The organism is Micromonospora sp. NPDC126480, from assembly GCF_040302465.1.
Taxonomy (GTDB): Bacteria; Actinomycetota; Actinomycetes; order Mycobacteriales; family Micromonosporaceae; genus Micromonospora.
In genome coordinates this window covers 31301-58073 of record NZ_JBEORU010000033.1, presented here as the reverse complement: position 1 = coordinate 58073, position 26773 = coordinate 31301, and the positions used below count along the sequence as shown (strand labels likewise).

Annotated in this window: 23 protein-coding genes; 11 read left to right on the top strand and 12 right to left on the bottom strand. The window is 74.3% G+C overall.

Going from position 1 to position 26773, the window contains the following annotated elements; all coding sequences use genetic code 11:
* Positions 1 to 58: 58 nt before the first annotated feature.
* Positions 59 to 736: a PAQR family membrane homeostasis protein TrhA gene (trhA, locus tag ABTW87_RS25480; RefSeq protein ID WP_350653486.1), complete on the bottom strand. Its 678-nt coding sequence runs from the start codon at positions 734 to 736 to the stop codon at positions 59 to 61.
* Positions 737 to 843: 107 nt separating this feature from the next.
* Here trhA and ABTW87_RS25475 point away from each other — a divergent pair, with 107 nt between their 5' ends.
* From ABTW87_RS25475 to ABTW87_RS25465, 3 genes are read left to right on the top strand one after another with little or no spacing between them, the layout of a single operon-like run.
* A complete protein-coding gene (locus tag ABTW87_RS25475) occupies positions 844 to 1488 on the top strand; it encodes a 5-oxoprolinase subunit B family protein (RefSeq protein WP_350653485.1) in 645 nt (214 codons plus the stop codon).
* A gap of 53 nt (positions 1489 to 1541) precedes the next feature.
* A complete protein-coding gene (locus ABTW87_RS25470) occupies positions 1542 to 2462 on the top strand; it encodes a 5-oxoprolinase subunit C family protein (protein ID WP_502891644.1) in 921 nt (306 codons plus the stop codon).
* Complete coding sequence (locus ABTW87_RS25465; protein WP_350653483.1) at positions 2446 to 3195, top strand: LamB/YcsF family protein; 750 nt, start codon at positions 2446 to 2448, stop codon at positions 3193 to 3195. Before ABTW87_RS25470 ends, ABTW87_RS25465 begins: the two co-directional genes overlap by 17 nt.
* Positions 3196 to 3250: 55 nt before the next feature.
* Here ABTW87_RS25465 and ABTW87_RS25460 read toward each other — a convergent pair whose 3' ends face one another.
* The 6 genes from ABTW87_RS25460 to pdhA form a co-directional block, all read right to left on the bottom strand.
* Positions 3251 to 5083, bottom strand: a complete 1833-nt coding sequence (locus tag ABTW87_RS25460) for an NHL domain-containing thioredoxin family protein (RefSeq protein ID WP_350653482.1) — start codon at positions 5081 to 5083, stop codon at positions 3251 to 3253.
* Positions 5084 to 5198: 115 nt separating this feature from the next.
* Complete coding sequence (locus ABTW87_RS25455; protein WP_350653481.1) at positions 5199 to 7823, bottom strand: hypothetical protein; 2625 nt, start codon at positions 7821 to 7823, stop codon at positions 5199 to 5201.
* A gap of 363 nt (positions 7824 to 8186) precedes the next feature.
* Entirely contained in the window at positions 8187 to 8324 is a 138-nt protein-coding gene (locus ABTW87_RS25450; RefSeq protein WP_350653480.1) for a hypothetical protein, read from the bottom strand.
* A gap of 222 nt (positions 8325 to 8546) precedes the next feature.
* Positions 8547 to 10019 carry a dihydrolipoamide acetyltransferase family protein gene (locus tag ABTW87_RS25445; RefSeq protein ID WP_350653510.1) on the bottom strand — a complete coding sequence of 491 codons (1473 nt, stop codon included), beginning with the start codon at positions 10017 to 10019 and terminating at the stop codon, positions 8547 to 8549.
* A 5-nt stretch (positions 10020 to 10024) separates the two neighbouring features.
* Positions 10025 to 11014 (bottom strand): alpha-ketoacid dehydrogenase subunit beta, encoded by a 990-nt coding sequence (locus tag ABTW87_RS25440; RefSeq protein WP_350653479.1) that lies wholly within the window; start codon positions 11012 to 11014, stop codon positions 10025 to 10027.
* Positions 11014 to 12189 (bottom strand): pyruvate dehydrogenase (acetyl-transferring) E1 component subunit alpha, encoded by a 1176-nt coding sequence (gene pdhA / locus ABTW87_RS25435; RefSeq protein WP_350653478.1) that lies wholly within the window; start codon positions 12187 to 12189, stop codon positions 11014 to 11016. The genes ABTW87_RS25440 and pdhA overlap by 1 nt, the downstream gene beginning before the upstream one ends.
* 527 nt (positions 12190 to 12716) lie before the next feature.
* Here pdhA and ABTW87_RS25430 point away from each other — a divergent pair.
* Positions 12717 to 13442 carry a hypothetical protein gene (locus tag ABTW87_RS25430; protein ID WP_350653477.1) on the top strand — a complete coding sequence of 242 codons (726 nt, stop codon included), beginning with the start codon at positions 12717 to 12719 and terminating at the stop codon, positions 13440 to 13442.
* 44 nt (positions 13443 to 13486) lie between these two features.
* On the opposite strand, the gene ABTW87_RS25425 is transcribed toward ABTW87_RS25430, so the two are convergent.
* A complete protein-coding gene (locus tag ABTW87_RS25425) occupies positions 13487 to 14173 on the bottom strand; it encodes an NUDIX hydrolase (RefSeq protein ID WP_350653476.1) in 687 nt (228 codons plus the stop codon).
* Positions 14174 to 14244: 71 nt separating this feature from the next.
* Between ABTW87_RS25425 and ABTW87_RS25420 the strand changes: the two genes are divergently transcribed.
* Complete coding sequence (locus tag ABTW87_RS25420) at positions 14245 to 15306, top strand: SPFH domain-containing protein (RefSeq protein ID WP_350653475.1); 1062 nt, start codon at positions 14245 to 14247, stop codon at positions 15304 to 15306.
* A complete protein-coding gene (locus ABTW87_RS25415) occupies positions 15303 to 16289 on the top strand; it encodes an NAD(+)/NADH kinase (RefSeq protein ID WP_350653474.1) in 987 nt (328 codons plus the stop codon). The genes ABTW87_RS25420 and ABTW87_RS25415 overlap by 4 nt, the downstream gene beginning before the upstream one ends.
* 73 nt (positions 16290 to 16362) lie before the next feature.
* Here ABTW87_RS25415 and ABTW87_RS25410 read toward each other — a convergent pair whose 3' ends face one another.
* From ABTW87_RS25410 to ABTW87_RS25400, 3 genes are all read right to left on the bottom strand, one after another.
* Complete coding sequence (locus ABTW87_RS25410; RefSeq protein ID WP_350653473.1) at positions 16363 to 17583, bottom strand: hypothetical protein; 1221 nt, start codon at positions 17581 to 17583, stop codon at positions 16363 to 16365.
* Positions 17584 to 17669: 86 nt separating this feature from the next.
* The gene (locus tag ABTW87_RS25405; protein WP_350653509.1) at positions 17670 to 19331 is read right to left on the bottom strand and encodes a GTPase; all 1662 of its coding nucleotides are present in this window, start codon (positions 19329 to 19331) and stop codon (positions 17670 to 17672) included.
* Positions 19332 to 19348: 17 nt separating this feature from the next.
* A complete protein-coding gene (locus ABTW87_RS25400; protein WP_350653472.1) occupies positions 19349 to 21175 on the bottom strand; it encodes a GTPase family protein in 1827 nt (608 codons plus the stop codon).
* Positions 21176 to 21371: 196 nt separating this feature from the next.
* Between ABTW87_RS25400 and dnaK the strand changes: the two genes are divergently transcribed.
* The 5 genes from dnaK to ABTW87_RS25375 all read left to right on the top strand — a co-directional run bounded on the left by dnaK (position 21372) and on the right by ABTW87_RS25375 (position 26128).
* Positions 21372 to 23270, top strand: a complete 1899-nt coding sequence (gene dnaK, locus ABTW87_RS25395) for a molecular chaperone DnaK (RefSeq protein ID WP_350653471.1) — start codon at positions 21372 to 21374, stop codon at positions 23268 to 23270.
* Between the two features lie 47 nt (positions 23271 to 23317).
* Positions 23318 to 24070, top strand: a complete 753-nt coding sequence (gene grpE, locus ABTW87_RS25390; RefSeq protein ID WP_350653470.1) for a nucleotide exchange factor GrpE — start codon at positions 23318 to 23320, stop codon at positions 24068 to 24070.
* A gap of 83 nt (positions 24071 to 24153) precedes the next feature.
* The gene (dnaJ, locus tag ABTW87_RS25385) at positions 24154 to 25329 is read left to right on the top strand and encodes a molecular chaperone DnaJ (RefSeq protein WP_350653469.1); all 1176 of its coding nucleotides are present in this window, start codon (positions 24154 to 24156) and stop codon (positions 25327 to 25329) included.
* A gap of 28 nt (positions 25330 to 25357) precedes the next feature.
* The gene (locus tag ABTW87_RS25380; RefSeq protein WP_350653468.1) at positions 25358 to 25798 is read left to right on the top strand and encodes a heat shock protein transcriptional repressor HspR; all 441 of its coding nucleotides are present in this window, start codon (positions 25358 to 25360) and stop codon (positions 25796 to 25798) included.
* 132 nt (positions 25799 to 25930) lie between these two features.
* Entirely contained in the window at positions 25931 to 26128 is a 198-nt protein-coding gene (locus tag ABTW87_RS25375; protein WP_350653467.1) for a hypothetical protein, read from the top strand.
* 83 nt (positions 26129 to 26211) lie between these two features.
* Here ABTW87_RS25375 and ABTW87_RS25370 read toward each other — a convergent pair whose 3' ends face one another.
* Positions 26212 to 26643, bottom strand: a complete 432-nt coding sequence (locus ABTW87_RS25370; protein ID WP_350653466.1) for a hypothetical protein — start codon at positions 26641 to 26643, stop codon at positions 26212 to 26214.
* Positions 26644 to 26773: the final 130 nt, after the last annotated feature.

Sequence of the window (26773 nt, the reverse complement as noted above, 5' to 3'; positions counted from 1 at the left end):
CTGTTAAGAGGGGCCCCTTCTTCTACCGGAGACGTTAAGAAGGGGCCCTTCCTTCTGCTCAGGCGAACAGGGCGAAGTAGATCGCGATGTGGTGGCAGATCGCGGCGACCAGGGTGCAGGCGTGGAAGAACTCGTGGTGGCCGAAGACGGTCGGCCACGGGTTGGGCCGGCGCAGGGCGTAGAAGACGGCGCCGACGCTGTAGACGGCGCCGCCGGCGATCAACAGGACCAGGGCGGTGACGCCGCCCTGCCGGAGGATGTCCGGCAGCACCGCCACCGCGACCCAACCGAGCGCCAGGTAGAGCGGCGCGGAGACCCAGCGCGGGGCGTGTGGCCAGACCAGCTTGAGCGCCACGCCGCCCAGCGCGCCACCCCACACCACCGACAGGATGACGCTCGCGGGCCGGGGCTCCAGGAGCAGGACGGAGAACGGCGTGTACGTGCCGGCGATGAACACGAAGATCATCGAGTGGTCGAGCCGGCGCATGATCTGGTAGCCGCGTTCGGTCCACACCCGACGGTGGTACAGCGCGCTGGTACCGAACAGGCCGCACACGGTCAGGCTGTAGATCAGGCAGCTGACCAGGGGGGCCAGGCCGGGCCGGGTGGCGGCGATCGAGCACAGCACGATGCCGCAGACGAGGGCGACGAAGAAGGCGTACGCGTGCAGCCAGCCGCGCAGCCGCGGCTTGCCGATGTCGACCGGCTTGAGGCGAAGCGGGGCGGAGGTGCTCACGCAATCAGGTTACGACACCGTAGGTTACTTAGCGGTAGTGTATCTGGTCACGCCGGATGAACATCGGCCGGATCCGCACGACCCGTCCCGTCCGGGAGGATGGCGGCATGCGGATCCGATCGGCCGGGGCCCATGCGCTGCTGCTCGACTGTGCCGACCCGGCACCCGGCCAGCCACCGCCACCCGGGATCGCCGACCAGGTGGAGGCGTGGCGGGCCGAGCTGTGGCGCCGGCGGGAACGGGGCGAACTGGACGTCGCCGAGATCGTGCCGGCCGCGACCACCGTGCTGCTCGACGGCGTATCCGATCCCGCCCGAACCGCCGCGCTCCTCGCCGGCTGGACCCCGGCACCGGCCAGCGCGGCCACCGACGGTACGACCGTCGACGTACCCGTCGCGTACGACGGGGAGGACCTGCCGGCCGTCGCCCGGCACTGGGGTGTCGACGTGCCCGCCGTCGTACACCGGCTGACCACCACGGAGTTCCGGGTGGCCTTCTGCGGCTTCGCGCCCGGGTTCGCGTACCTGACCGGGCTCCCCGCCGGGCTGGCGGTGCCCCGGCTACCGACACCCCGGCCCCGGGTGCCGGCCGGCTCCGTCGCCCTGGCCGGCCCGTACGCCGGCATCTACCCGACCGCCTCACCCGGCGGCTGGCTGCTCGTGGGCCGGACCGACCTGCCCCTGTTCGACGTGCACGCCGAGCCGCCGGCCCGGCTCGGGCCCGGCGCCCGCGTGCGCCTGGTGCCGGCATGACCCCCCGACCCGGCCCGCCGTCCGGCCCGCTGCCCGGTGCGCCGCCCGGCCCGCTGCCCGGCCCGCCGCCCGGTGCGCGGGCATCCGGCCCGCCGGCCGTCACCCGGTCAACCGTCCCGCCCGGCGCGGTCGACGTGCTGCGCGCCGGTGCCCTCGCCACCGTGCAGGACCTCGGCCGTCCCGGCTGGGCGCACCTCGGCGTGCCGCGCTCCGGCGCGCTGGACCCGGCCGCGCTCCGGCTGGCCAACCGGCTGGTCGGCAATCCGGAGACCGCCGCCGGTCTGGAGATCACGCTGACCGGGTGCGTACTACGGTTCACCCGCGCCACCACCGTGGCCGTGACCGGAGCGGATGCCGACGTGCGGATCGGCGATCGACCCGGCGACGTGGGCCGGCCGCTCGCCGTACCGGCCGGCGCGGTCCTTCACCTCGGTCCGCCCCGCACCGGGCTGCGTTCCTGGCTGGCGGTCGCCGGGGGGATCGCCGTCGAGCCGGTGCTCGGCAGCCGCGCCACCGACACCCTCTCCGGGCTGGGCCCGCCCCCGCTACGCGACGGTGACCGGCTGCCGCTGGGTACGCCCACCGGCCCGCCGGCCCCGGTCGACGTCACCGTCACCGCGCCGCCGCCGGCGCAGGTACGGCTGGCACTGCGCCTCGGCCCGCGCGACGACTGGTTCACGCCGCTCGCGATCGACCGGCTGTTCGCGACCGCGTACACCCTCTCGCCGGTCGGCAACCGGGTCGGCGCGCGACTGACCGGCGCGCCCCTGCCCCGCGCGGTCGCCGGGGAACTGCCCAGCGAAGGGCTGGTGCTTGGTGCGGTGCAGGTGCCGGCCGACGGCCAGCCGCTGGTGTTCCTCGTCGACCACCCGACCACCGGCGGCTACCCGGTCATCGGGGTGGTGGACGACGTGACCCCGCTCGCCCAGGCCCGGCCAGGGACTACCGTGACCTTTCATGGACCTCAACGCTGACCTCGGTGAGGGCCTCGGCATCTGGCGGCTCGGCGACGACGCGGCGCTGCTGGACCTGGTGACCTCCGCGAACGTCGCCTGCGGCTTCCATGCCGGCGACGCCCCCACCATGCGCCGGGTCTGCGCGGGCGCCGCGAAGCGGGGAGTCGCGGTGGGCGCGCAGGTCGGATACCGGGACCTGATCGGATTCGGGCGCCGGCAGATCGCGTACGAGTTCGCCGAGCTGCGCGACGAGGTCCTCTACCAGCTCGGCGCGCTCGACGCGTTCTGCCGGGTGGCGGGCACCCGGGTCCGCTACCTGAAGCCGCACGGTGCGCTCTACCACGCCGCCGCGGGTCAGCAGACCGAGGCGGCGGCACTGGTCGCCGCGATCGGCGAGTACGACGATCAGCTGCCGTTGCTCTGCCCGCCCGGTTCGGTGCTCGCCCAGCTCGCCACCGGCGCGGGGCTGCGGGTGGTCGGCGAGGGCTTCGCCGACCGGGGCTACCTGCCCAACGGCCACCTGGTGCCGCGGGGCGCACCGAACGCGCTGATCGCCGACCCGGAACAGATGGCGGCGCGGGCGGTCCGGATGGCGACCGACGGGACCGTCGTGGCGGTCGACGGCAGCGTCATCCCCTGCCCGGTCGAGTCGATCTGCCTGCACGGCGACACCCCCGGCGCGGTGCGCTGCGCCGAGCTGGTGCGCGCCACCCTCATCGACGCCGGGGTCACGCTCACTCCGTTCGCGTGAAAGGAAGGGCCCCTTCTTAACGCCTCGCGTTGTAGAAGGGACCCCTCTTAACAGCTCAGGCGTCCATCCCGCGCAGCACCAACGGGAGCCGGCCGGCACCGCCGTCGACCACCCGAACCGGCACCCCCCAGTCCTGCCGGGTCAGGTGGCAGGCCGCATGCTCCACGTCGGCGTCGCAGGTAGCGGCCTGTGCGGTGACCTGGAGTACGCCGTCTCGCACGGCATCGTTGACGACCAGCCGCCGGGACAGCTCGGTGCCGGTGCCCGCCCCCTCCAGCAGCAACTCCGGCGGGGACGCCGAGACGACCAGCCGGGTCGACGGGCCGTACGTCTCGTCGAGCTTCTGCCCCGGTGCCGGCGTGAAGATGACGTCCAGGGTCACCTCGCCGGCCGCCAGGTCGGTCGGCTTCCGCTCGGTGCGGTGCCGCGGGCCGTCGACCACGCTCGCCCCGGCGGCGTCGAGCACGCCCGGCGCGAGCCGGGTCACCCGGTGGGCGGCCGACTCCACCACAAGCACGTCCCCGTCGGCCGTGAGCACCAGGTCGCTCGGCTCGGCGAGCCCGTCGGCCACCGTGCCGACCGAATCGCTCGCCGGGTCGTAGCGGCGTACCGCGCCGTTGTACGTGTCGGCGATCAGCACCGAGCCGTCCGGCAGCGCGCAGACCCCCAGCGGGTGCTGCAGCAGTGCCTCGCCCGCCGGTCCGTCCACGTGCCCGAAGTCGAACAGCCCCTGACCGACGGCCGTGCTGAGGACCCCGCCCTCGACGTACCGGATCGCGCTGGTCTCGCTGTCGGCCACCCACAGCCGGGCGCCGTCGGCGGAGACCGACAGGCCGGACGGCTGGGCCAGCCACGCATCGGCCAGCGGGCCGTCCTTGAGCGCCTCGACGGTGGTGCCCGCGTACATGCCGGCGGTGCGCTTCACCGGGTCGAACCACCAGAGCTGGTGGATCCCCGCCATCGCGATGACGACCTTGTCGTCGTACCAGGCCAGGTCCCAGGGCGAGGAGAGGTCGACGGCGAGCGCGTCGTGCGCGTGGTCGTCGACCGACGAGCGCCACTGCCGGCCGGTGCCGGCCACGGTGACCACGTCGCCGGTGGCCAAGCGGACGCCGCGCAGCAGGTGGTTGACGGTGTCGGCGACCACCAGGTCGTACCCGGCCACCTCGGCGGCATGCGCGGGGAGCAGGCAGAGCCCCTGCGGCTCCGAGAACGTCGCGGCCGCTGCGGGCCCGTCCGCCCGGCCGCGCTCGCCGGTGCCGATCCGGCGCACCAGCGTCTCGCCGTCGGGTGCCAGCTCCGCGAGCGAGTGCCGGGCCGAGTCCGAGACCAGCAGGTTCCCGCTGTCGAGTACGACCGCCTTGCCGGGGAACCGCAGCGTGGTCGCCGGCTCGGCGGGTGGCACGTACGGGCCCTCGCCCCGGTGCAGGGTGCCCTTGGCCTCATGGGTGGCGATCAGGTCGTCGATCAACCGGGACAGGCCCTCGGCGTGCCCTTCGCCGGCCATCGTGGCCACCACGTAGCCCTCCGGGTCGACGACGGCCAGGGTCGGCCAGGCGCGGGCCGCGTACTGCTGCCACATGTTCAGCTCCGGGTCGTCGAGCACCGGGTGGTGCACGCCGTACCGCTCGACGGCGGCGGCCAGCGCGTCCGGGTCCTTCTCGTGCTCGAACTTCGGGGAGTGCACGCCGATGACCACGAGCACGTCGGCGTACTTCTGCTCGAGCGGGCGCAGCTCGTCGAGCACGTGCAGGCAGTTGATGCAACAGAAGGTCCAGAAGTCGGCCAACACGATCTTGCCGCGCAGGTCGGACAGCTTCAGTTCCCGTCCACCGGTGTTCAGCCAGCCGCGTCCGCGTAGCTCCGGGGCTCGTACTCGTGCGCTCATGCCCCCATCGTGCCGCACCGCCGGCCGGCGTCCAGCGGGACGGGCGAAGGGCGAGGTGTACGTGACACTGCGGGGCCACGGTGAATCCGTGGCCCCGCCGGCTGGCGTGGGTGGGTCAGCTCGCCGGCTTCAGGCAGAGCACGCGGTTGTTGCCGTCGCCCGGGAGCACCACGTGCGGCTGTGCCGGGTCGGTGCACTTCTCCTTGGCGTCCACCTTCGACACCACGGTGAAGGCGCCCTCCTCGCCGCAGCTGGCGGCGGCGGCGCCGGTGCCGTCCTGCTTGACGCAGCTGCCGACCGCCGGGTCGAACGCCGGGGCCGCGTTGTCACCGCCGACCTTGCCGAGCAGCACGAGCAGGCCCAGCGGGACGGCCAGGATCAGTACCGCGGCGACCAGCACCGCGGCCAGCACCCGGCCGTTGCGCACCTTCGGCGGGGGCGCGTCGGCCGCCGGCTCGGCGATCGGCTTGAACGCGTCGAAGCGGCCCTGCTCCTGCTCCGGCGCGGCCGGTCCACCGTGACCGCCATGACCACCCTGGTCCCAGGACGGTACGGCGGGCTGCGCCGATGGCGGGAAGGCCGGCGGGAAGGCCGGCTCGGGCGGCGGCGGGAAGCCGGATCCTGGAACGCTGGCGGCGCCCGTGGCCGGCGTACCGAAGTGGTCGGCGGGCCGGTCGCCGCCAGCGTGCGGCCGGGTCCCGTTGACCGGTCGGTCGCTGACCGGCGCGTCGGCGAAGGACGGCACGCCCGGCGGGAACGGCGCCGGGGAGGCCGGGGCGACCGGCGCGGCAGCCGCGTAGGCGGCCGGTCCGGCGGGCCGGTCGCCGCCCGGGCCGAAGCCGCCGTCGGGGCCGAAGCCGCCGTCGCGCTCGGGCTGCGCCTCCGGGCGGAACGGCTGCTGGTCGCCCTGGTGGCCGTCCGGGGCCTCCGCCTCCTCGGCCGCCTCGGGTCGGGCCGGCCGGCCGTAGACGCGGGGCTGCGGGGCCGGGGCAGTCGGCCGCAGCGCCTGGTCGGTGGGCGGGCTCACCCGGCTGGCCAGCGGCACGGAGGCGCTGGCCGAGACGCCGCCGTTCGCTGCCGGCACGGACGCCCGGCCGGCGGACTCCGGGGAGGTACGCGGGGCGGGCACCACCGGTGCGGCCGGGGCCTCGTCGTGCCGGGCGGCGGGCGCCCAACCCTGCTGCTCGGCCTCGTACGCCGCGGCCGTGTCGTCCCGGGCGGGCTGCTCGGGGGCGAACTGCGGCGGCGTGTAGTCGGCCGGCGGTTCGACGGCCAGGCTGGCACCCGGCACGCGCTGCTCCTGCGGGGGAAGCGGAACCGCGTTGGCCGGCGAGATGCCGGGGCCCGGCGCGGGCTGGTAGACCGCCGACTCGGCGTGCTCGGGCTCTCGCGCGGCCTCGGTGGACGGTTCGGTGCGACCCCACGCCTCGCCCGGCGCCCACGGCTCGGCCTCAGGAACGGCGGGCCGGTCGGCGCTGCCACGCGGCGCCGGAACCCAGGGCTGTGGTGCGCCGTCCCCGGCCGGGGCGGAGCCGCTGGCGGCCGACCCGCCCGGACTCCAGCCGCCGTCGTCGCTGCTCTGGGCGGTGGCGCGGCCGGCCCATTCACCGGGGCGCTGTCCGTCGTCGCCCGGCCAGGCGTCGGCGGCGCGGGGCTGGCCGGTGGCGTCCCGGTCCACCGAGGACGCCCACTGCGGCTGTACCTGCTCGTCCGACCGTCCGGCGGGCCAGCCGCCGGACCGGGCGGAGTCCTCCTGGTGCGCCGCGAACTGCGGCTGCTGCCGGTGCTCGTCGGCGGCGGCACCGGTCGCCCAACCGCCGCGGTCGTCCTGGCTCCCGGCACCGGCGGCCCAACCGCCGGAAGTACCGGATTCCTGCTGGCCGGCGGGCCAGCCGGCGTCGGAACGATCCGGAGTGGACTGCTCGGCCGGTCGGTCGGAGCCGTCCTGGACGGGCCAGGCCTGCGGCGGGGCCGCCGTCCCGGCCACCTGGGCCGCGCCCCGGGCGGGTGCCCAGGCCGGCGCTGACGCCTCCGGCGCCCGTGCCGGCTGCTCGGCGGAGTCCGTCTGGGGCGCCGCCCACGCGGGCTGGTGGGTCTGCGTGCCGGTGTCGGCCTGCTGCGTAGCCCAGTCGGGCTGCTGCGGCCGCTCGTCCTGCCGGGTGGCGGTGCCGGTCGGCCATCCGCCCGAGGACTGGTCGGGTTGGCCGGCAGGGGTCCAGCCGCCGACGCGGGTCGGGTCCGGCTGGGCGGCGCCGTTGCTCCAGCCGGGCTCCGGCTGGGCGGCGGTCGGGTTGGCCGGGGGTTCCTGACCGGGCCAGGCGGGTGCGGGCGACGGCACCTGGGCGGCACCGCGGGCGGCCGGGCCCTGCTGCGCCCAGGTCGGCGCGGCCGGCCCAGCCTGGCCCCACGCCGGGGTCTCGGACCGGGCGGGCTGCTCGTTCTGCGCGGGCCACTGGGGAGCGCCGCCGTCGGGTGCCCACGCCGCCGGCGCGGGCGTCTCGGCCTGCTGCGGCGAGTGGGCGTTGCCCCAGGCGGGGGCCGGCGGCACGTCGGTCGACCAGGCGGGCGCGGCCGGGTTCGGCTGCGCGGGTGGCGGGGGTGCCCAGCCCAGGTCGGGGTTGCCGGCGGAGTAACCGTTGTCCTGCTGCGTCGGGCGGTCGCCGTACGGCGTCGGTCCGCCAGCGCCCGGCGACGCCTCGTCCGGCTGCTGGCCGGGGTGCTGCGTGCCCTCGGACGTCATGCGTGCGCCTCCTCCATCACCTGTCGGCCGCCGGCGCCGGGTGCGCGGCACGGCGGCCGGCGTCGCCGGTCGCTACCGGCCGTGCCGGCTCCCCGCACCGTATCCGGTCCCCCTTGAGGGGGCGTCGGGGAGCACAGGATCGTCACTCCGCGTCGCCGGACCGTGCCGATCGGCTTCTATCGGAGTCGACGTGCCGGGCCGGCGGGCGACAACCGGACCCCACCGTACCGGGCGGCGGGCCGATGGGGGAATCCCGGTCAGTCGGTGTGGGACGGCGGTCAGCGTCGCCCAGCGTGAACGCCGAAAGCCCGCCCGGGATACCGGGCGGGCTTTCGGCTGAGGAGGCGAGGAACGTGTTGAGCGTCAGTGCATGTGACGCTGGGCGATGGCGAGGATCTCGTCGCGGACCGCGGGCGAGTTCGCCGAGCGCAGCGCGCGCTCGATGGCGCGGGCGCGGCGGCTGGCGTCGCGGCGGTTGCGGATTCGCTCGATCATGCTCATGGGTCTCTCCTGCAGCTATTCGGTTGTCGGCCCCTGGTGACTCAATTGAACCGCGTTCGGGCCCAGATTTCCAACGATTCTTAGGTGAGTTGAGACACCCGCCGAACAATCGAAGGCTAGAGAGATCTCAGACCGAAGGTACCTCACCAAAAGGTAACGGCCGGTGTGCCGGGCGTTCACCCGTGGCACACCGGCCGTCCGCAGTCGACCGGAGCGGTCGACTCAGGTCCAGGCGAGCAGCGCCGCCTCCGGATCGGCGAGGAAGTCCCCGACGTCCCGGAGGAACTTCGACCCGAGCTCCCCGTCGATGATCCGGTGGTCGAACGAGAGGCCAAGCGTGGTCACCTGGCGCGGGCGGACCTTGCCCTTGTGCACCCACGGCATCTCGCGGACCGCGCCGAAGGCCAGGATCGCCGACTCGCCCGGCGGCAGGATGGGCGTGCCGGTGTCCACTCCGAACACCCCGACGTTCGTGATGGTCAGGGTGCCGCCGGACATGTCGGCCGGCGACGTCTTCCCGGCCTTGGCCGTCTGCACCAGGTCGGTCAGGGCGTCGGCCAGCTCCCGCAGGGTGAGCCGCCCGGCGTCCTTGACGTTCGGCACGATGAGGCCGCGCTCGGTCGCCGCCGCGATGCCGAGATTCACGTACTCCTTGACCACGATCTCGTCGCCGGCCCAGGTCGAGTTGACCATCGGGTGCCGCTTGACCGCGAGGAGCACCGCCTTGGCGACCAGCAGCAGCGGCGAGACGCGGACGTCCCGCCACTCCCGCCGCTGGCGGAGCCGGTCCAGCGCCTTCATCGCCCGGGTCACGTCGACGGTCAGGAACTCCGTCACGTGCGGGGCGGTGAACGCCGAGCGGGACATGTTCTCCGCGGTCAGCTTCCGGACCCCCTTGACCGGGATCCGCTGCTCACGATCGGCGCCGAAGCTCGCCGCCGCGGTCGGCACGGTCACCGTCAGCGGCTCGGCGGTCGCCGTGGCCGTGCCCGCCGCCCGCTGCACGTCGTCCCGGGTGATCGAGCCGAGCGGGCCCGACCCGGTCAGGGTCGACAGGTCGACGCCCAGGTCCTTGGCGAGCTTGCGTACCGGCGGCTTGGCCAGCACGAGACCACCTCGCGTCGCGGCGCCGTGGCCGTTGCGGTCGGTGGCCGGCGGGGCGGCGACCGGCGCGGGCGCCGGCTGGACCGGTGCGGCCGCCGCGGCCGGCTGGGCCGGCACCGGGACGCCGTCGCCCTTGCGGGGGCGGCGCTTCGCGGCGGTGGTACGCGGACCGTAGCCCACCAGCACCGCCGTGCGACCACCCGGCGCGGGCCCGCCGATCAGGCCCGGCTCGACCGCGCCCTCGGCGGGGGCCACCTCGACCGCCGCCAGCGACGCGGCCGACGGGGTCGGCAGGTCACCGCCGGAGGCGCCGGTCGTCGACGGCGTCTCCACCGGACCCGCACCCGGATCGGTGTCGATCGCGATGATCGGGGTGCCGACCTCGACGGTCGTGCCCTCCTCGTGGAAGATCGTCTGCACCCGCCCGGCCCACTTCGCCGGGATCTCGACCGCCGCCTTGGCGGTCTCCACCTCGACGATCGGCTGGTTCAGCTCGATCGTGTCGCCCACCTTGACCAGCCAGGTGAGGATCTCGCCCTCGGTGAGGCCCTCGCCCAGGTCGGGAAGGTTGAACTCCTTGATCCGCGACATGCCGCTCACCAGCCGAAGGTGCGGTCGACGGCGTCGAGCACCCGGTCGAGGTCGGGCAGGTACTCCTCCTCCACCCGGGCGGCCGGGTAGGGGGTGTCGAAGCCGGTCACGCGCAGCACCGGGGACTCCAGCGAGTAGAAGCACTCCTCGGTGATCCGCGCCGCGACCTCGGCGCCGAGGCCCACGTTGGACGGCGCCTCGTGCACCACCACCGCGCGGCCGGTGCGCCGCACCGACTCGTACACCACGCCCAGGTCCAGCGGGGAGAGCGTGCGCAGGTCGATGACCTCCAGCTCCCGGCCGTCCTCGGCGGCGGCGGTCGCCGCGTCCAGGCAGGTGCGGACCATCGGCCCGTACGCGAGCAGGGTCGCGTCGGTGCCGGGCCGCGCGACCCGGGCCGCGTGCAGCGGGTACGCGTCGGACAGCGGCGCGTCGACGTCGACCGGGCCCTTCTCCCAGTAGCGGCGCTTGGGCTCCAGGAACACGATCGGGTCGTCCGAGGCGACGGCCTGCTGGATCATGACGTACGCGTCCTGCGGGTTGGCGCAGGAGACGACCTTGAGCCCGGCGGTGTGCGAGAAGTACGCCTCCGGCGACTCCGAGTGGTGCTCCACCGCGCCGATGCCGCCGCCGAACGGGATGCGGATGACCATCGGGATCTTCAGCTTGCCGCGCGAGCGGTAGTGCATCTTCGCCACCTGCGACACGATCTGGTCGTACGCCGGGTAGACGAAGCCGTCGAACTGGATCTCGCAGACCGGCCGGTAGCCGCGGATGGCCAGGCCGACCGCGGTGCCGATGATGCCCGACTCGGCGAGCGGCGTGTCGATCACCCGCTGGTCGCCGAAGTCCTTCTGGAGCCCGTCGGTGATCCGGAAGACGCCGCCGAGCTTGCCGACGTCCTCGCCCATGATGACGACCTTCGGGTCGTTCTCCAGGGCCTTGCGCAGACCGACGTTGAGGGCCTTGCCGAGCGTGAGCGTCTCCGTGGCCATCAGTGCGCGCTCCCCTCGAACGACTCCAGGTACCGGCTGAACTGCTCCCGCTGCTCGTCGAGCAGCGGCGATCCGTTGGGGTAGACGTGGTCGAACAGGGTGCTCGGTTCCGGGTTCGGCATCGCCAGCACCCGCTCGCGCAGGTGCACCGACTCGCGCTTGGCCTGCTCGTCGATCTCGGCGAAGAAGTCGGCGTCGGCGATCTGCTGCTTCTCCAGGAAGGCCTTCATCCGGGCGATCGGGTCCTTGGCCTGCCAGGCTTCGACCTCGCTGGCGATCCGGTACCGGGTCGGGTCGTCCGAGGTGGTGTGCGCACCCATCCGGTAGGTGTACGCCTCGATGAGGCTCGGCCCCTGCCCGTGCCGCGCGTTGTCCAGCGCGTGTCGGGTCACCGCGTACGTGGCCAGCACGTCGTTGCCGTCGACCCGGATGCCGGGGAAACCGAAGCCGGCGGCCCGCCGGTAGAGCGGGATGCGGGTCTGCCGCTCCAGCGGCTCGGAGATCGCGTACTGGTTGTTCTGGCAGAAGAAGACCAGCGGTGCGTTGAAGACGCCGGCCCAGACGAACGACTCGTTGACGTCGCCCTGGCTGCTGGCGCCGTCGCCGAAGTAGGCGATCACCGCCTCGCCCTCGTCGGTGCCGGTCTTGCCGTCCATGGTGACGCCCATGGCGTACCCCGTCGCGTGCAGGGTCTGCGCCCCGATCACGATCGTGTACATGTTGAACTTGAACTCGTTCGGGTCCCAGCCGCCCTGGTCGACGCCGCGGAACAGGCCCAGCGGCATGATCGGGTCGATGCCCCGGCAGTAGAGGACGCCGTGCTCCCGGTAGGTCGGGAAGGCCATGTCCTGCGAGCGCAGCGCCCGGCCCGAGCCGACCTGCGCCGCCTCCTGGCCGAGCAGGCTCGCCCAGATGCCCAGCTCGCCCTGCCGCTGCAGGGCGGTCGCCTCGGCGTCCAGCTTCCGCACCAGCACGAGGTCGCGGTAGAGGCCGCGGTACTCCTCGTCGGTGAAGTCGACGCGGTACTCGGTGCCGTCCGGCCCGGTCACGCTGTCGACGCGCTCGCCCTCGGGGGTGAGCAGCTGCACCAGCTCGGGGTCGCCGGTCGCGCCCTTCCTGGATCGGGGTGCGGCCCGCCGGCCGCGGGTGTTGACCCCGGGGTCGCCCTTTGCCATCCGTCTCTCCCTGTCGTGTCTGCGTCGGCACCGGGGGGTCACCCGGCAACACGCAACTCCTGCGCCTGCCCGACTGGTGTCGGACAAGATCCTGGCGACCGCACCTAGCCCCGGTGGGGGTTGCCGTGCGGCGTGAGCCGGATCCAGGGGAGTGGATCCGGTTCGGGAGCGCCGGCGCCCAGCCGTACCGCCCGCGGGGGTGCGCGGAGGTCGCGGCTGCGATGCCGTCGTGGTCCATAGTCGCATCACACGTGAGCGCGCCCACAGTCCGGCCGGACCGCACCGCGCCGCCCGCCCGCTTCGTTACACAGATTGCCGAGTGTCTGCTCCATCGACGCACCGCCGATTCGGTGGTGGTTCGTCACCGTTCGGGTATATACGCGTGTCGACACGCTGTACGGGGTTGGCTGACGCAGCGTGACTGGACCAGTGTGAGGGCGCGGGACCGCCCGCCGATGGTGAGCCCGCGGCTCCCGGCCCGGTCACGGCCGCCCGCCGGCTGAGGGGACGACGACGAGGAGGCTGCCGTGTCCGAGCCAGGTGACGCTCCGGGTGCTCCGGTGATCGGCCGGCACCGTTCGGGCGCCGGCTACCGCCGGGTCGTCGGCGCCCACCGCGCTCCCGCCGGCGCGGGCCCCTCCCGCGGTTACCTGTTCACCGTGGCGCTGCTCGCCGGCACCGCCTCCATGCCGATCCTCGCCGCGATCAGCACCGGCTCGGCCACTGTCGGCAGTACGGCTCTGCCCGACAGCGGCACCCCGTTCATCCCGACGCCGTCGGTGGGTCCGGTGGTCATCCCGCTGCCCTCCAGCAGTCAGCCCGGTGCCTCGCCGCGGCCCACCCCGACGCCGGCCGTCGCCGTCCCGGACGGCCGCACCTGGCGGCCCGTGGCGCCGCGTGCCGGGCGTCCGGCGCGTCCCGTCCCGCCGCCGCGGGACCAGCTCGCCGAGCCCGCGCCGGGGTCACCGACCACCACGACACCGCCACCGCCGCCCGCCACGACTCCGCCGGCCCTGTCGCCGTCGCCCGGGTCGACGCCGCCGCCCTCACCGACGCCCGCCCCGTCACCGACGCCCGCCCCGTCACCGACGCCCACGCCGTCGCCCAACCCCACGCCCGAGCCCACCGACGGCACCGACCAGACAGACGAACCGTCGCCCGAGCCGACGACCACCCTGTCCCCGCCGCCGGCCGATCCCACCCCGACCGAAGCGGTCGGCTCGCCCACCCCGACCGCACCCACAAACCCGTAACCCACCCCCCAAGTCCTCCGCGACGGGCTTGGTGGGGGTGTGGGCTAGCGGGCGGGGCGGAGCATCGGCGGGTGCAACAGGGTTGCCGAGCCGCGGCGGAAGAGCTGTGCCGGGCGTCCGCGCTCGCCCTCGGTGGACCGGCCCACCGGCTCGACGAAGCCCGGCGTGCCGGTGACCTTCCGGTGGAAGTTCCGCGGGTCGAGGTGGCTGCCCCAGACCGTCTCGTAGACGTCCCGCAGCTGTGCCACGGTGAACTCGGGCGGGCAGAAGGTCGCCGCCAGCGGGGTGTACTCCAGCTTCGCCCGGGCCCGTTCGACCCCGTCGGCGAGGATCCGGCCGTGGTCGAAGGCGAGCTGGCCGGGGGTGAGCCGGTCGACCGGCAGCCAGTCCGCCGAGGCGGCGTCCGTGCCGGCGACCGGGGCGGCGAGGTCCGGTAGGAGAGCCAGCCACGCCACGGTGACGACGCGCCCGCGCGGGTCGCGGTGCGGCTTGCCGTACGTGCCGAGTTGCTCCAGGTGTCCCGCCGGCTCGGCGAGCCCGGTCTCCTCGGTCAGCTCCCGGACGGCGGCGTCCGGGAGATCCTCGTCGATGCCCACGAAGCCGCCGGGCAGTGCCCAGCACCCCTCGTACGGCGGGATGCCGCGCCGGACGAGCAGCACGGACAGGTCTCCGGCTCGGACCGTGAGGACCACCAGGTCCACGGTGACCGCGAAGGGCGGATACCCGGTCATCTTTATCACCACCTTGACGATAATCTAGCAGAGCGTTTATCGTCAGTTCGACGACAAAGGGGAGGCATGAGATGGCCGACGTGACGCGACGACTCTTCCTGCGCCACCTGCGCGGCACACCGACCAGTTGGGTGCGGCTGCACGTGGGCGGCCGGGTGCGGCGGGAAGGGACGGGCCAGTCGTTCTGGTACCGGCCGCTGCGCGCCGTCCTCAGCGAGGTGCCGGTCGACGACCGGGAGCTGCCGCTGCTCTTCCACGCCCGCACCGGTGACTTCGCGGACATCACCGTGCAGGCGACGGTCACCTACCGGGTGGCCGATCCGGCGCTCGCCGCCGAACGGCTGGACTTCTCGGTCGACCCCCGCACCGGCCAGCCGCGCTCGCGGCCGCTGGACCAGGTCGCCACGCTCCTCGCCGAGCTGGCTCAGCAGCCGGCCCTCGACCTGCTCGCCCGGGTTCCTCTCGCGGAGGCGCTGACCACGGTCGCGCCGGTCCGCGAGGCGGTCTCCACCGCGCTCGCGGCCGAGCCGAGGCTCGCTGACATCGGCGTGGCGGTGGTCAGCGCGCGGGTCGTCGCGATCCGTCCCGAGCCGGAGCTGGAGCGGGCGCTGCAGACCCCTACCCGGGAGGCGGTGCAGGTCGAGGCGGACCGCGCCACGTACGCCCGCCGCGCGCAGGCGGTGGAGCAGGAGCGGTCGATCGCCGAGAACGAGCTGCAGAACAAGATCGAACTGGCCCGGCGGGAACAGCAGCTGGTCGAGCAGCACGGCGCGAACTCCCGCCGCCGGGCCGAGCTGGACGCGGCGGCCGAACTCGCGGCCGCCCAGGGCAAGGCGGAGCGGGAGAAGGTGGCCAACGCCGCCGCGGCCGAACGGGCCCGGGTGCTGGCCACCGCCGAGGCCGAGAAGGAGCGCCTGCTCGCCGCCGCGCGGGCCGAGCAGGTGCGCACGGTGGGTCACGCCGAGGCGGAGGCGGAGGCGGCGAAGCTGGCCGCGTACGCCGAACTGCCGCCGGAGGTGCTGCGGGCCCTCACGGTCCGGGACCTGGCCGGCCAGCTTCCCCAGATCGGCCAGCTCACGGTGACCCCCGACCTGCTGAGCGACCTGCTCGCCCGACTGGCACCGGCCCGATGAGCGGCGCCCGCGCCGGTCTGGCGGGCGGCGCCCGCGCCGGTCTGGCGGGCGGCGCCCGCGCCGGTCTGGCGGGCGGCGCCGGCACGCTTCCGCCCCGCGTGGTCGTGGTGAGCCGACGCAGCGAGCTGGAGGAACTGCTGGCCCGGCACGGGACCCGGGCGGCCGCTGAGTGGTACCTGCGTGAGCGCGGCCGGGACCTAGCGGCGGTCGTCGACCGGCACGAGGCGCGTCAGGCGGCGCTCACGGCGGTCGCGGCGGCGGTTCCCACGGACTGGCGGCGCGGTGCGGTGGACCGGGACGACCTGCCCCGGTTCCTCTTCGGCCCGGAGGACGTCGTGGTCGCGGTCGGCCCGGACGGTCTGGTCGCCAACGTGGCGAAGTACCTGGCCGGGCAGCCGGTGGTCGGCGTCGACCCGGAGCCGGGCCGCAACGCCGGTGTGCTGGTCCGCCACCGCGCGGCGGCCCTGACCGAGCTGCTGCCGGCCGTCGTCGCGGGCGCGGCGCCGGTCCGGACCCGCACGATGGTCCGGGCCGCGCTCGACGACGGCCAGGAACTGGTCGGACTCAACGAGGTGTACGTGGGACACCTCTCCCATCAGTCCGCCCGGTACGTGCTCACCGCGCCCGCGGAGGGGCGGGCGCGGCGGGAACGGCACTCCTCCTCCGGGGTCGTGGTCGGCAGCGGCACGGGGGCGACCGGGTGGTGCGCGTCGATCGCGCGGGACCGCACCGGTGCGCCGCGCCCGCCCGCCCCGGAGGAGGCGGCGCTCTGCTGGTACGTACGGGAGGCGTGGCCGTCCCCGGTGACCGGGGCGACCCTGACCGCCGGCCGCCTCGACGCAACCGACCGGCTGGAGCTGTCCGTCGAGTCGGACGGGCTTGTGACGTTCGCCGACGGCCTGGAGACCGACCGCCTCACGCTGGACTGGGGCCAGCGTCTCACGGTCTCCGTGGCGCCCCGCCGGCTCGCGCTCGTCGAGTGAAAGGAAGGGCCCCTTATTAACGCCTCGTGCGGTGAAAGGGTCCCTTCTTAACACCCGGACGGCCGCACCGCACTCACGCGCCGTCGTCGGTGAGGTGGTGGCGGTTGGCCTCGATCCAGGCGTCGAGTGCGGCCGGGTCGTCCGGGTCGACGCCGTCGGCGAGCAGCTGGGCGACCGCCGCGGTCGCCGGGCTGCGCCGTTCGCCGGTCGTGTAGAGGCGGGCGAACTCCGGCACCATCTCCTCGATGGCGGCGTCCGTGCGGGCCGTCGCCGTCTCCGGCAACCCCCGCTTGCGGCCGGCGTACGCCGCCCAGGCGCGCAGCACCCGGGGCAGCAACGCCGCGTCGTCCATGTCCAGCACGGCCCGCCGATGCACCCAGTCGAGCAGGAAGAGCCCGGCCACCGTCGGGCTCCACCGCAGCGGGTCCGGGTCGGTGAAGGTGGCCGCGTGATCCAGCAGCAGCCCCAGGCAGAAGTGCAGCGAGGCGAGCTGCGGGCCGTCGACGGTGTCCAGGCCGGACCGGGCGGCCTCCGGCGCGGCGAGGAACCGCCGGACGAGGTCCGTACGCTCGGCGGCGGTGAGCGGCTCCACCACCCGCACGGGCGCCGGCCGGCCCGCCGGCAGCAGCCCCAGTCGGGCCCCGACCAGGGCGCGGTCGGTGGCGAGCGACCCCTCCCCGGGCAGCTCGCTGAGATCGTCGGTGACGGCCAGGTGCCGACACACCTCGGCGTGCATGCGCGCCGGCTCCTCGTCCCGGAACCAGGTCAGCTCGTCACCGGCGCACATCTGCCGGATCTGGTCCAGGACCCGGGCCGGCGGGCCGCCCACGAAGACGTCCTTGGTGATGCCGATGTTGTGGTCGACGAGCGCCACCAGCGCGTGCTCGGGCCCGCCCGCCGGATCGTCGTACGCGAACGTCGCCAGGTAGGAGGTCTGGTCGCCGTAGACGTCGCCGTACGACCAGCAGCCGGTCAGGTGGACCCGGCCGAGCTGGCCGGACCAGGCGGGCGCGGCGGCGCCGGGCCGGACCCGGTCGGCGCCGTCCGCGTTCGGGACCAGCGCGGCGAAGACCGAGCGGATGGTGGTCGCCGCGGCCGCGCGGCGGCGGGAGGTGGCGGCGAGGAAATCGCCGACGAACTCGCGGACGGCGTCGTCGCGCCGGGTCTCGGCGACCGCGTACACGCTGCCCAGCAGCGCCGCGCCGAGCATTTCGGCGTCCAGAGCGTTGTCGAGCTTGGCCACGTCGCGGGCCGCGTGCAGCACCGCTTCGTAGGGGGTCTGCGGAGTTCCCATCCACCGACCCTACGCCGCCACCCGCGTCCGGGTGCCCCCGAAGCGCCCGGGCAACTCCGCCCGCGTGCCCGGGGCCGGTCGCCGGATCAGTGCCCGGACGCGTCCCGGAGAGCGCTGCGGGCCTCCGCGTACGACGACAGCACGTCCCGCACGGGCGCCAGCACGTACGCCGCCCCGACGTCCGCCACGGCGGCGGTGAGCCGCTGCTCGGCCCGGCGCCGGGCCCGACGCGCGGCCAGCCGGAGCGCCGGTCGGGTGAGCGCCGCCACCAGCAGCCCGGCGAGCAGGCCGCCGAGCAGCAGGAGGGTGGGCAGAGGCACCTCGCCGACGTTCGGGTCGTCCAGCTCGGGCAGCCCGAGTGCGCGTAGCGCGTACCCGAGGACCAGCCAGCCGAGCCCGACGACCGCCGCCGCCGTGACCAGCCACTGGAGGCCCCCGACGAGCCGCCACCACAGCGGCCGGTGGGTCATGCCCAGGTCGGTGCGCGCGATCGCGCCGTCCAGCGCGTCCGGCAGGTCGGCGAGCCGGGAGCGGGCCGCGGCCGTCACCGCGGCGGGCCAGGACGCCGGCAGGCCGGCCCCGGCGCGGTCGGCCACCGAGCGGATGGCCAGCCCGAGCGCCGAGCGCTGAGCGGCGGTCGGGTCGGGTACCGAGGTCGCGGCGACCAGGCTCTCCGCCGGATCGGTACCGCCGCCCGCAGCGCCGGGCAGGTGCAGCCGGCGCAGCGGGTCCGGCCGTAGCCGCCGCCAGCCGCGAACGAGCGGCCAGCCGGTCGCGGCGGCCCCCCGGTGCCGGTACGCCGACTCGACGGCGTCGGCGACGGCGGGCACCCCGGCGGCGCCGGACAGCGCCCGGTGCAGCGCGGCGACGGTCGCGTCGTTGAGCCGGGGCGGCTCGCCGGCGTCGACCAGCCCGGCCAGGTCGGTCACCACCGCGTCCAGGTCGGCGCGCAGCCGCCGCAGCATGGCCTGCCGCTCGGCGACCGCCCGCTCCAGCGCCTGCCGCAGCCCGCCGATCCCGTCCGGGTCGACGGCGGTGGTGGCCAGCAGCGGTACGCCCGCCAGCCCGTCCGCGTCGAGCAGCCGGCGCAGGTCGGCGAGCACCCGGGGCAGCTCCGCCGGGGGCAGCCGGTCGGCCTGGTTGAGCACGACGAGGGTGACCTCCCGGTGCCGGTGGAACTCGCGCAGGTAGGTCGCGTGGACCACGCGGTCGGCGTACTTCTGCGGGTCGACCACCCAGACCACCAGGTCGACCAGGCCGAGCAGCCGGTCCACCTCGAGCTGGTGGGACCGCTGCACCGAGTCGAAGTCGGGGAGATCGAGCAGGATCAGCCCGTGCAGGGCGCTCTCGTCGTCACCGTCGAGCACGCTCTCCCGGACGAACCGGTGTCGGGGCAGCACGCCGACCCAGTCGAGCAGCCGGGTGCCGTCGTCGAGCGGCCCCCAGACGCAGGCGTGCGTGACGCCCGTGGTCGGCCGGCGTACCCCCACCGGTGACAGCTCCATCCGGGCGAGGGCGTTGAACAGGCTCGACTTGCCGCTGCCGGTGGCGCCGGCCAGGGCCACCACGGTGTGGTCCCGGGAGAGCGCCAGGCGGGTGCCGGCCCGTTCGAGCAGGGTGTGCGCGGCGACGAGCTGCTTGTCCGGCAGGTGGCCGTCGGCCAGCTCGACGAACCGGCCGACCGCCTCCAGGCGGGCGACCAGAGCGTTGGCGTTCACCCGCTGGTCGCCGCGGAACGCACCGCGCATCCGCCCGACGATGTTGCTCACCGCCCGTCCTCCTCGGCCGGCGCGTCCAGGCCGAGGCCGCTGCGGCGCCGGGCGACCTCGACCCGGTCGGCGGCCCGACGCAGCGCCTCGGCGGTCTCCGCGGCGGGCCGGGCGGCGGCGGTGCGGGCGAGGTAGCGCGCGGCCTCCTCGTCCAGCAGCGCCCGCACCCGCGCCAGCAGGTCCGTGCGGGCCCTGCCGGCCAGCGTACGTACCGCCTGGTCGCCGAAGATGGCCTGGAGCACGGCCTGCGCGGCGACGGTCGTGCCGGCCCCGGTGGCGACCTCCAGCCCGGTCGGGATGAACGCGGTCGAGGCGAACACGGCGACCATGACGGCCAGCCCGGTGGCGTTGACCGCGTACGCGGCCGTCCGGGCCACGAACCGCTTGTCGCCGCCCTCGGCCCGGACCAGTTCCAGCACCCCGCGCTGCCAGTCACGGACCAGCCGTTCGGCGCGTTCCGACAGGTCGGGTGACGGGTGGGCGAGCTCCGGATCGAGCAGCTCGGCTCCGGCCGGGTGCGCCCGCCACGCCGTGTGCGCGTTCTCGGCGGCCTCCGACGCGACCCCGCGCAGCAGCGTGACCAGCTGGGACTCGATCGCGACGCGCAGCTCGGCGGCGGGGGCGGGTCGCCCGGTGACGGCCGCGACGAAGCGGTCGCGCAGGCGCCCGATGCGGGCCTCCAGCGTGCGGAAGAACTCACCGGTGCCGACCAGTTCCTGCCAGCGGGCGAGCACCTCGCCCCGCAGCAGCCGTCCGTCGGAGAGCCCCTGCTCGACCGTCCGCTGGGCCCCCCGGTACGCCGCGGCGACCCGCTCGTCCAGCGCGTCGGCGGTGGTCAACTGCTCGTCGATGGCGTCGGCCAGCCCGCTGACGGTCGGGTGGAGGGTGGCCAGCGCCCCGTCGAGGGTCTGGCGGACGACGGCGGCCCGGGCGTCCGCGTCGGCGGCGAGCCGCGCGAACCAGTCGCCGAGGGGCCCGGTGACGCGCTCCGGAAGCAGGCCCTGCCCGTCCACCCAGGTCTCCGGAAGGACGAACAGCGGCGCCGCGCCGAGGCCCTGGTCGGCGAGCATCTCCGACAGGTGGGCGGCCACCTCGTCGCCCGCCTCCGGCGGCACCCGGTCCAGCACCATGGCGATCACGGTGCCGCGGGCCTGTGCGGTGCGCAGCAGCTCCCAGGGAACGGCGTCGGCGTACCGGGCGGCGGTGGTCACGAACAGCCAGAGGTCGGCGGCCGCGAGGAGTTGCCCGGCCAGGGCCCGGTTGGCGTCGACCACCGAGTCGATGTCGGGGGCGTCGAGGAAGGCCAGCCCGGGCGGGAGCGCCGGCGCGGTGACCAGGTGCAGGGTGCGCGGGTCCTCGCTGGGGCCGCCGGTCCGGGTGAGGCCGGGCAGCAGCTCGCCCTGGCGGAACCAGGTGGCGTCGACGGGGTTGCAGACCAGCACCGGGGAGCGGGTGGTGGGGCGCAGCACTCCGGCGGCGCTCACCCGGGCCTTGACGAGGCTGTTGACCAGGGTCGACTTGCCGGCACCGGTGGAGCCGCCGACCACCACCAGCAGGGGCGCGTCGAGGCGGCGGAGCCGGGGCAGCAGGTAGTCGTCGAGCTGGTCGGTCAGGGCCCGGCCGACGCGGGTGGCGGCCTCGGCCGAGGGCAGCACGAGCGGGAAGCGCGCCGCGCCGATCGCGGCGCGCAGGCCGGTCAGCGCGGCGGGCAGGGTGTCGTCCGCGGCGGTGGACGACGGGGCCTCCCCGGCGTCCGTGGGGCCGGTGCGGGCTGCGACGGCGGGCGCGGCGGAGTGGGTGGCGGGATCGCCGTGCGTCGTCACCGCTAAAGCGTGCCCGACCGATGCAAGGGAAGACAACCAGACGGTAATAACGGGTAGGTTGCGTCGGGTTGGCTCAACCTCGACTTGACGATCGTCGGGGGCGTGGCACTATTGAGTCAAGTTCACTCAACTTGTGGTGGGTGTGCTGCGGGCGGTGCCCGTCACCTGCTCAAACGAACGAAGCGAGGAAGCGAAGATGGCACGTGCGGTCGGTATCGACCTCGGCACGACGAACTCCTGCGTCAGCGTCCTGGAGGGCGGTGAGCCCACCGTCATCGCCAACGCGGAGGGTTCGCGGACGACCCCGTCGATCGTCGCGTTCGCCCGCAACGGCGAGGTGCTCGTCGGTGAGGTCGCCAAGCGTCAGGCCGTGACCAACCCGGATCGGACGATCCGCTCGGTCAAGCGCGAGATCGGCACCAACTGGTCCGTCGACATCGACGGCAAGAAGTACACGCCGCAGGAGATCTCGGCCCGCACGCTGATGAAGCTCAAGCGGGACGCCGAGGCGTACCTGGGCGAGCAGATCACCGACGCGGTGATCACCGTCCCGGCCTACTTCAACGACGGCCAGCGCCAGGCCACCAAGGAGGCCGGTGAGATCGCCGGCTTCAACGTGCTGCGGATCGTCAACGAGCCGACCGCGGCCGCCCTGGCGTACGGGCTGGACAAGGGCTCCAAGGAGCAGACCGTCCTGGTGTTCGACCTCGGTGGCGGCACCTTCGACGTGTCGCTGCTGGAGCTGGCCGAGGGCGTCGTCGAGGTCAAGTCGACAAGCGGTGACAACCAGCTCGGCGGTGACGACTGGGACCAGCGCATCATCGACCACCTGGTGAAGACCTTCCGCGGCGAGCACGGCATCGACCTGTCCCAGGACAAGATGGCGATGCAGCGGCTCAAGGAGGCGGCCGAGAAGGCGAAGATCGAGCTGTCCGCCGCGACCACCACCAACATCAACCTGCCGTACATCACCGCCGGCGCCGCCGGCCCGCTGCACCTCGACGTGACCCTCACCCGCGCCGAGTTCCAGCGGATGACCCAGGACCTGCTGGACCGCTGCAAGGGCCCGTTCGAGCAGGCCGTGAAGGACGCCGGGATCAAGGTCGCCGACGTCGACCACGTCATCCTGGTCGGCGGCTCGACCCGTATGCCGGCCGTGACCGACCTGGTCAAGCAGCTCACCGGCAAGGAGCCCAACAAGGGCGTCAACCCGGACGAGGTCGTCGCCGTCGGCGCCGCCCTGCAGGCCGGTGTGCTCAAGGGCGAGGTCAAGGACGTCCTGCTGCTCGACGTGACCCCGCTGAGCCTGGGCATCGAGACCAAGGGCGGCATCTTCACCAAGCTGATCGAGCGCAACACCACCATCCCGACCAAGCGCTCCGAGGTCTTCACCACGGCCGACGACAACCAGCCGTCGGTGCTGATCCAGGTCTTCCAGGGTGAGCGCGAGATCGCCGCGTACAACAAGAAGCTCGGAACCTTCGAGCTGACCGGCCTGCCGCCGGCGCCGCGTGGCGTGCCGCAGATCGAGGTCACGTTCGACATCGACGCCAACGGCATCGTGAACGTCCACGCGAAGGACCTCGGCACCGGCAAGGAGCAGAAGATGACCATCACCGGCGGCTCCTCGCTGCCGAAGGATGACATCGAACGCATGCGCCGGGACGCCGAGGAGCACGCCGAGGAGGACAAGCGGCGCCGCGACGAGGCGGAGACCCGCAACCTGGCCGAGGCGCTCCAGTGGCAGACCGAGAAGTTCCTGGCCGAGAGCGGCGACAAGCTGCCCACCGAGGCCCGGGACCAGATCAACGAGGCGCTCGGCGAGCTGCGCAGTGCGCTCGGCGGCCAGGACATCGAGAAGATCAAGTCGGCGCACGAGCGGCTGGCCCAGGTCTCCCAGCAGGCCGGCTCCCTGCTCTACAGCCAGCAGGGCGAGCAGCCCGGTCAGGCGGACGCCGGCGCTGCCGGCGGCACCCAGGCCGGCGGCACCCAGGCCGGCGGCACCCAGGCCGGCGGCGCGCAGCCCGGCGGTGCCCAGGCCGGCGGCCCCGACGACGTGGTCGACGCGGAGATCGTGGACGAGGACAAGAAGTGACAATCGCCCTCGGACACGCACTCCACGCACAGGGATGAGGTAGCCGCATGACGGACAAGCCACGAGCCGCCGACCCGGGCAGCACCGGGTCGGCGCGGGGTGGCTCCGCGTCCGCCGGCAAGGCTGGTGCGGAGCCGCGGGTCGTCATCCGTAACAACCGCAAGATCAGGGAGGCTCCGGCGTCCGACCCGGCCGCCGCCGACGCCGGGTCGGACGTCCCGGCCGAGGGGCTGGTCGAGGAGGCCGAGGTCGTGGTCGACGAGATCCAGGCGGAGACCGCCGAGGCGGACGAGGGTACGCCGGGCGGTCCGCCGGTGGTGGACGCCCCGGCCGAGCCGGTCGACGCCGCCGCGGCCACCTCGCTCGGCGCCGAGCTGGAGGCGTTGCGCGCCGAGCTCGACGAGCGGACCCGGGATCTGCAGCGGGTGACCGCCGAGTACGCCAACTACCGCAAGCGGGTCGACCGGGACCGGGGCCTCGTCACCGAGCAGGCCACCGGCTCCGTGCTGGCCGCGCTGCTGCCGATCCTCGACGACCTGGACCGGGCCCGTGAGCACGGTGACCTGGTCGGGCCGTTCGGGTCGGTGGCGGAGCAGCTGACCACCGCGCTTGGCAAGTTCGGCCTGACCCCGTTCGGCGAGGAGGGTGACCCGTTCGACCCGACGCGGCACGAAGCGGTGGCGCACCAGACCTCGGCCGAGGTCAGCGAGCCGACCTGTGTGCAGATCATGCGGCGGGGTTACCTGATCGGCGAGCGGCTGCTCCGGCCGGCGCTGGTCGGGGTCGCCGACCCTGAGTAAGTGGTGCGACACGACGACCGGATCGTCCCGCCCGCCCGCACCGGGTGGGCGGGACGACCGTTCGGCGGGAAGGGGGTGGACCGGTGAGTTCCAAGGACTGGATCGAGAAGGACTACTACGCCGTCCTGGGCGTGCCGAAGGCCGCCTCCGCTGACGAGATCAAGAAGGCGTACCGGAAGCTGGCGCGCGAGTCGCACCCGGACCACAACCCCGGCGACCCGAAGGCCGAGGAGCGGTTCAAGGCGGTCTCCGAGGCGTACGCGGTGCTCGGCGACGAGGCCAGGCGCCGGGAGTACGACGAGATGCGCTCCCTGTTCGGTTCGGGTGCGTTCCGGCGCAACGCCCGCGCGGGAGGTCGGCCCGGTGGCGTGCCGTTCGACGTGTCCGACCTGTTCGGCGGCGCGACGGGCGGGGACCGGCGGTTCGGTGGGGCCGGCTTCCAGGACCTGTTCAGTTCGATCTTCTCGGGTGGTGGCGGTGGCGCCGCGCCCCGTGGCCCGGCCCGGGGGCGGGACGTCGAGACCGAGGTCGCCCTGGACTTCGATGACGCGGTCCGTGGGGTGACGCTCCCGCTGACGCTGCGCGCCCCCGGCGTGTGCGACACCTGCCACGGCAACGGGGCGAAGCCCGGCACCCAGCCGCGTGCCTGTCCGGTCTGCCACGGCGCCGGGGTCACCACCCGCAACCAGGGGTCGTTCAGCTTCTCCGAGCCGTGCCGCAACTGTCAGGGCGTCGGCACGGTGGTGGACGAGAAGTGCCCGGAGTGCCAGGGCACCGGCGGGGTCACCAAGACCCGGACCCTCAACGTCCGGTTCCCCGCCGGGGTGGCCGACGGCCAACGGATCCGGCTGGCCGGGCGGGGCGAGCCCGGTGAGCGGGGTGGCCCGGCCGGCGACCTCTTCGTCCAGGTCAAGGTACGCCCGGACAACCTGTTCGGGCGATCCGGTGACGACCTGACCCTGACCGTGCCGATCACCTTCGCGGAGGCCGTCCTCGGCACGGATCTGCGGGTACCCACGCTGGACGGCGCGGTGACCCTGCGGGTGCCGCCGGGCACGCCGAGCGGGCGGGTGCTGCGGGCGCGGGGCAAGGGGGTGGTCCGCAACGACGGGCGGGCCGGTGACCTGCTTGTCACGCTCGACGTGGTGATTCCGGCGAAGCTGTCGGACGAGGCGCGGGCGGCGTTGGAGACGTTCGCCGCGCAGACCCCGCCGGCCGCCCGGGAACATCTCGAGGCGCGGGTACGTCGAGTTGGTTGAGGTTGAGTGCACGTGGAGGTGAGCGGGGATGTCGGACGGGTTCGTCGGAGCGGATGACCCTGCCTACGAGGCCAAGGTGCTGATGATCTCGGTGGCGGCGCGGATGGCGGGCATGCACCCGCAGACGCTGCGCCAGTACGACCGGCTCGGTCTGGTCCAGGCCGGCCGGGCGGCCGGGGGCGGTCGCCGGTACAGCGTCCGCGACGTGGTGCTGCTGCGTGAGGTGCAGCGGCTCAGCCAGGACGACGGCATCAACCTCGCCGGCGTGAAGCGGATCATCGGTCTGGAGCGTCTGCTGGAGCAGGCGCAGCAGCGGGTGGCCCGGCTGGAGGCGGAGCTGGACGCCGCGTACCGCCGGATCGCCGAACTGGAGGCGCTCGCCCGTTTCCCGGGCGGTGACCTCGTGCCCACCAACCGCACCTCCACCGCGCTTGTGGTCTGGCGTCCCCGCCGGAACCCGGAGCGTTGAGCCCTCGCGAACGGCGGTGTCCCGGCCCGGGGCACCGCCGTTCGCTGTTTTCCTCCGTCGGGTGAGGCAGGTCGACTAGCCTCGAAATCAGGTTCAACCGACTCAATCCGGACTCCGATGGCAGGGGGAGCCATGGCGGAATCGGCGAAGAAGGTTGCCCAGCAGACGGAAGAGCGTCTCGAGCAGGTGGCCGAGAACGTCCGGAAGCGGTTCGCCAAGCTCACCGAGGGCAGGCTCGGCGACACGATCAACGAAGGGCGGTTCGCCGACTCGGTCGACCACGGCGTCGACCAGGGCCGACGCGAGAGCCGCGACCGAAGGGCGCGCTGACCGCCGGCGGACGGGCCGGGACCCACGGGGGGTCCCGGCCCGTCCGCACAGGCACGACGGGGAAGGGCGGGGCTGGACCGAGGTCAGCCGAGGCGGCGGTTCTCGCGGACCAGGCCGCCTTCGCACCAGTCGCGGTACGCGAAGAGGTTCGGCCGGGCCAGCAGGACGCGGCTGTTGTGCGCCCACGTCCGCATGAGCTCGTCGCCGTCGCGCTCCGCCTGCTCCACCAGCTTCCGGAAGCGCCGCTTGGGATGGGCGCGGAAATTCGTCCGGATCCCGTCGGCGGCGTAGATGTAGAGGCAGTGCAGCGCGAACCGGCGGGCCGGGCAGGCCGGATCCATGGCCAGGTCGAAGAGGGTCATCACCAGCCGGTCACCGGAGACCAGCAGGTCCCAGTCCGGCGGCATCGACGCCAGTGGGACCGAGTCGGGGTGGTACGCCCACGCCCGCAACTCCGTCGGCGACGGGTCGACAGGGTTGGCGAAGCCGTGGAACGTCGATTCCTGCACGCTCACCGGCCAACCTTCCCGCTCCTCGTCGCGGGGCTTACGCACCACCGCGAACCCATGGCTGCTGGGCCGAAACGGTAACGCGAGCGCGCCATCAGCGGTAGTCCCTCGCGGGAGCAATTCGACAACCGTTGGA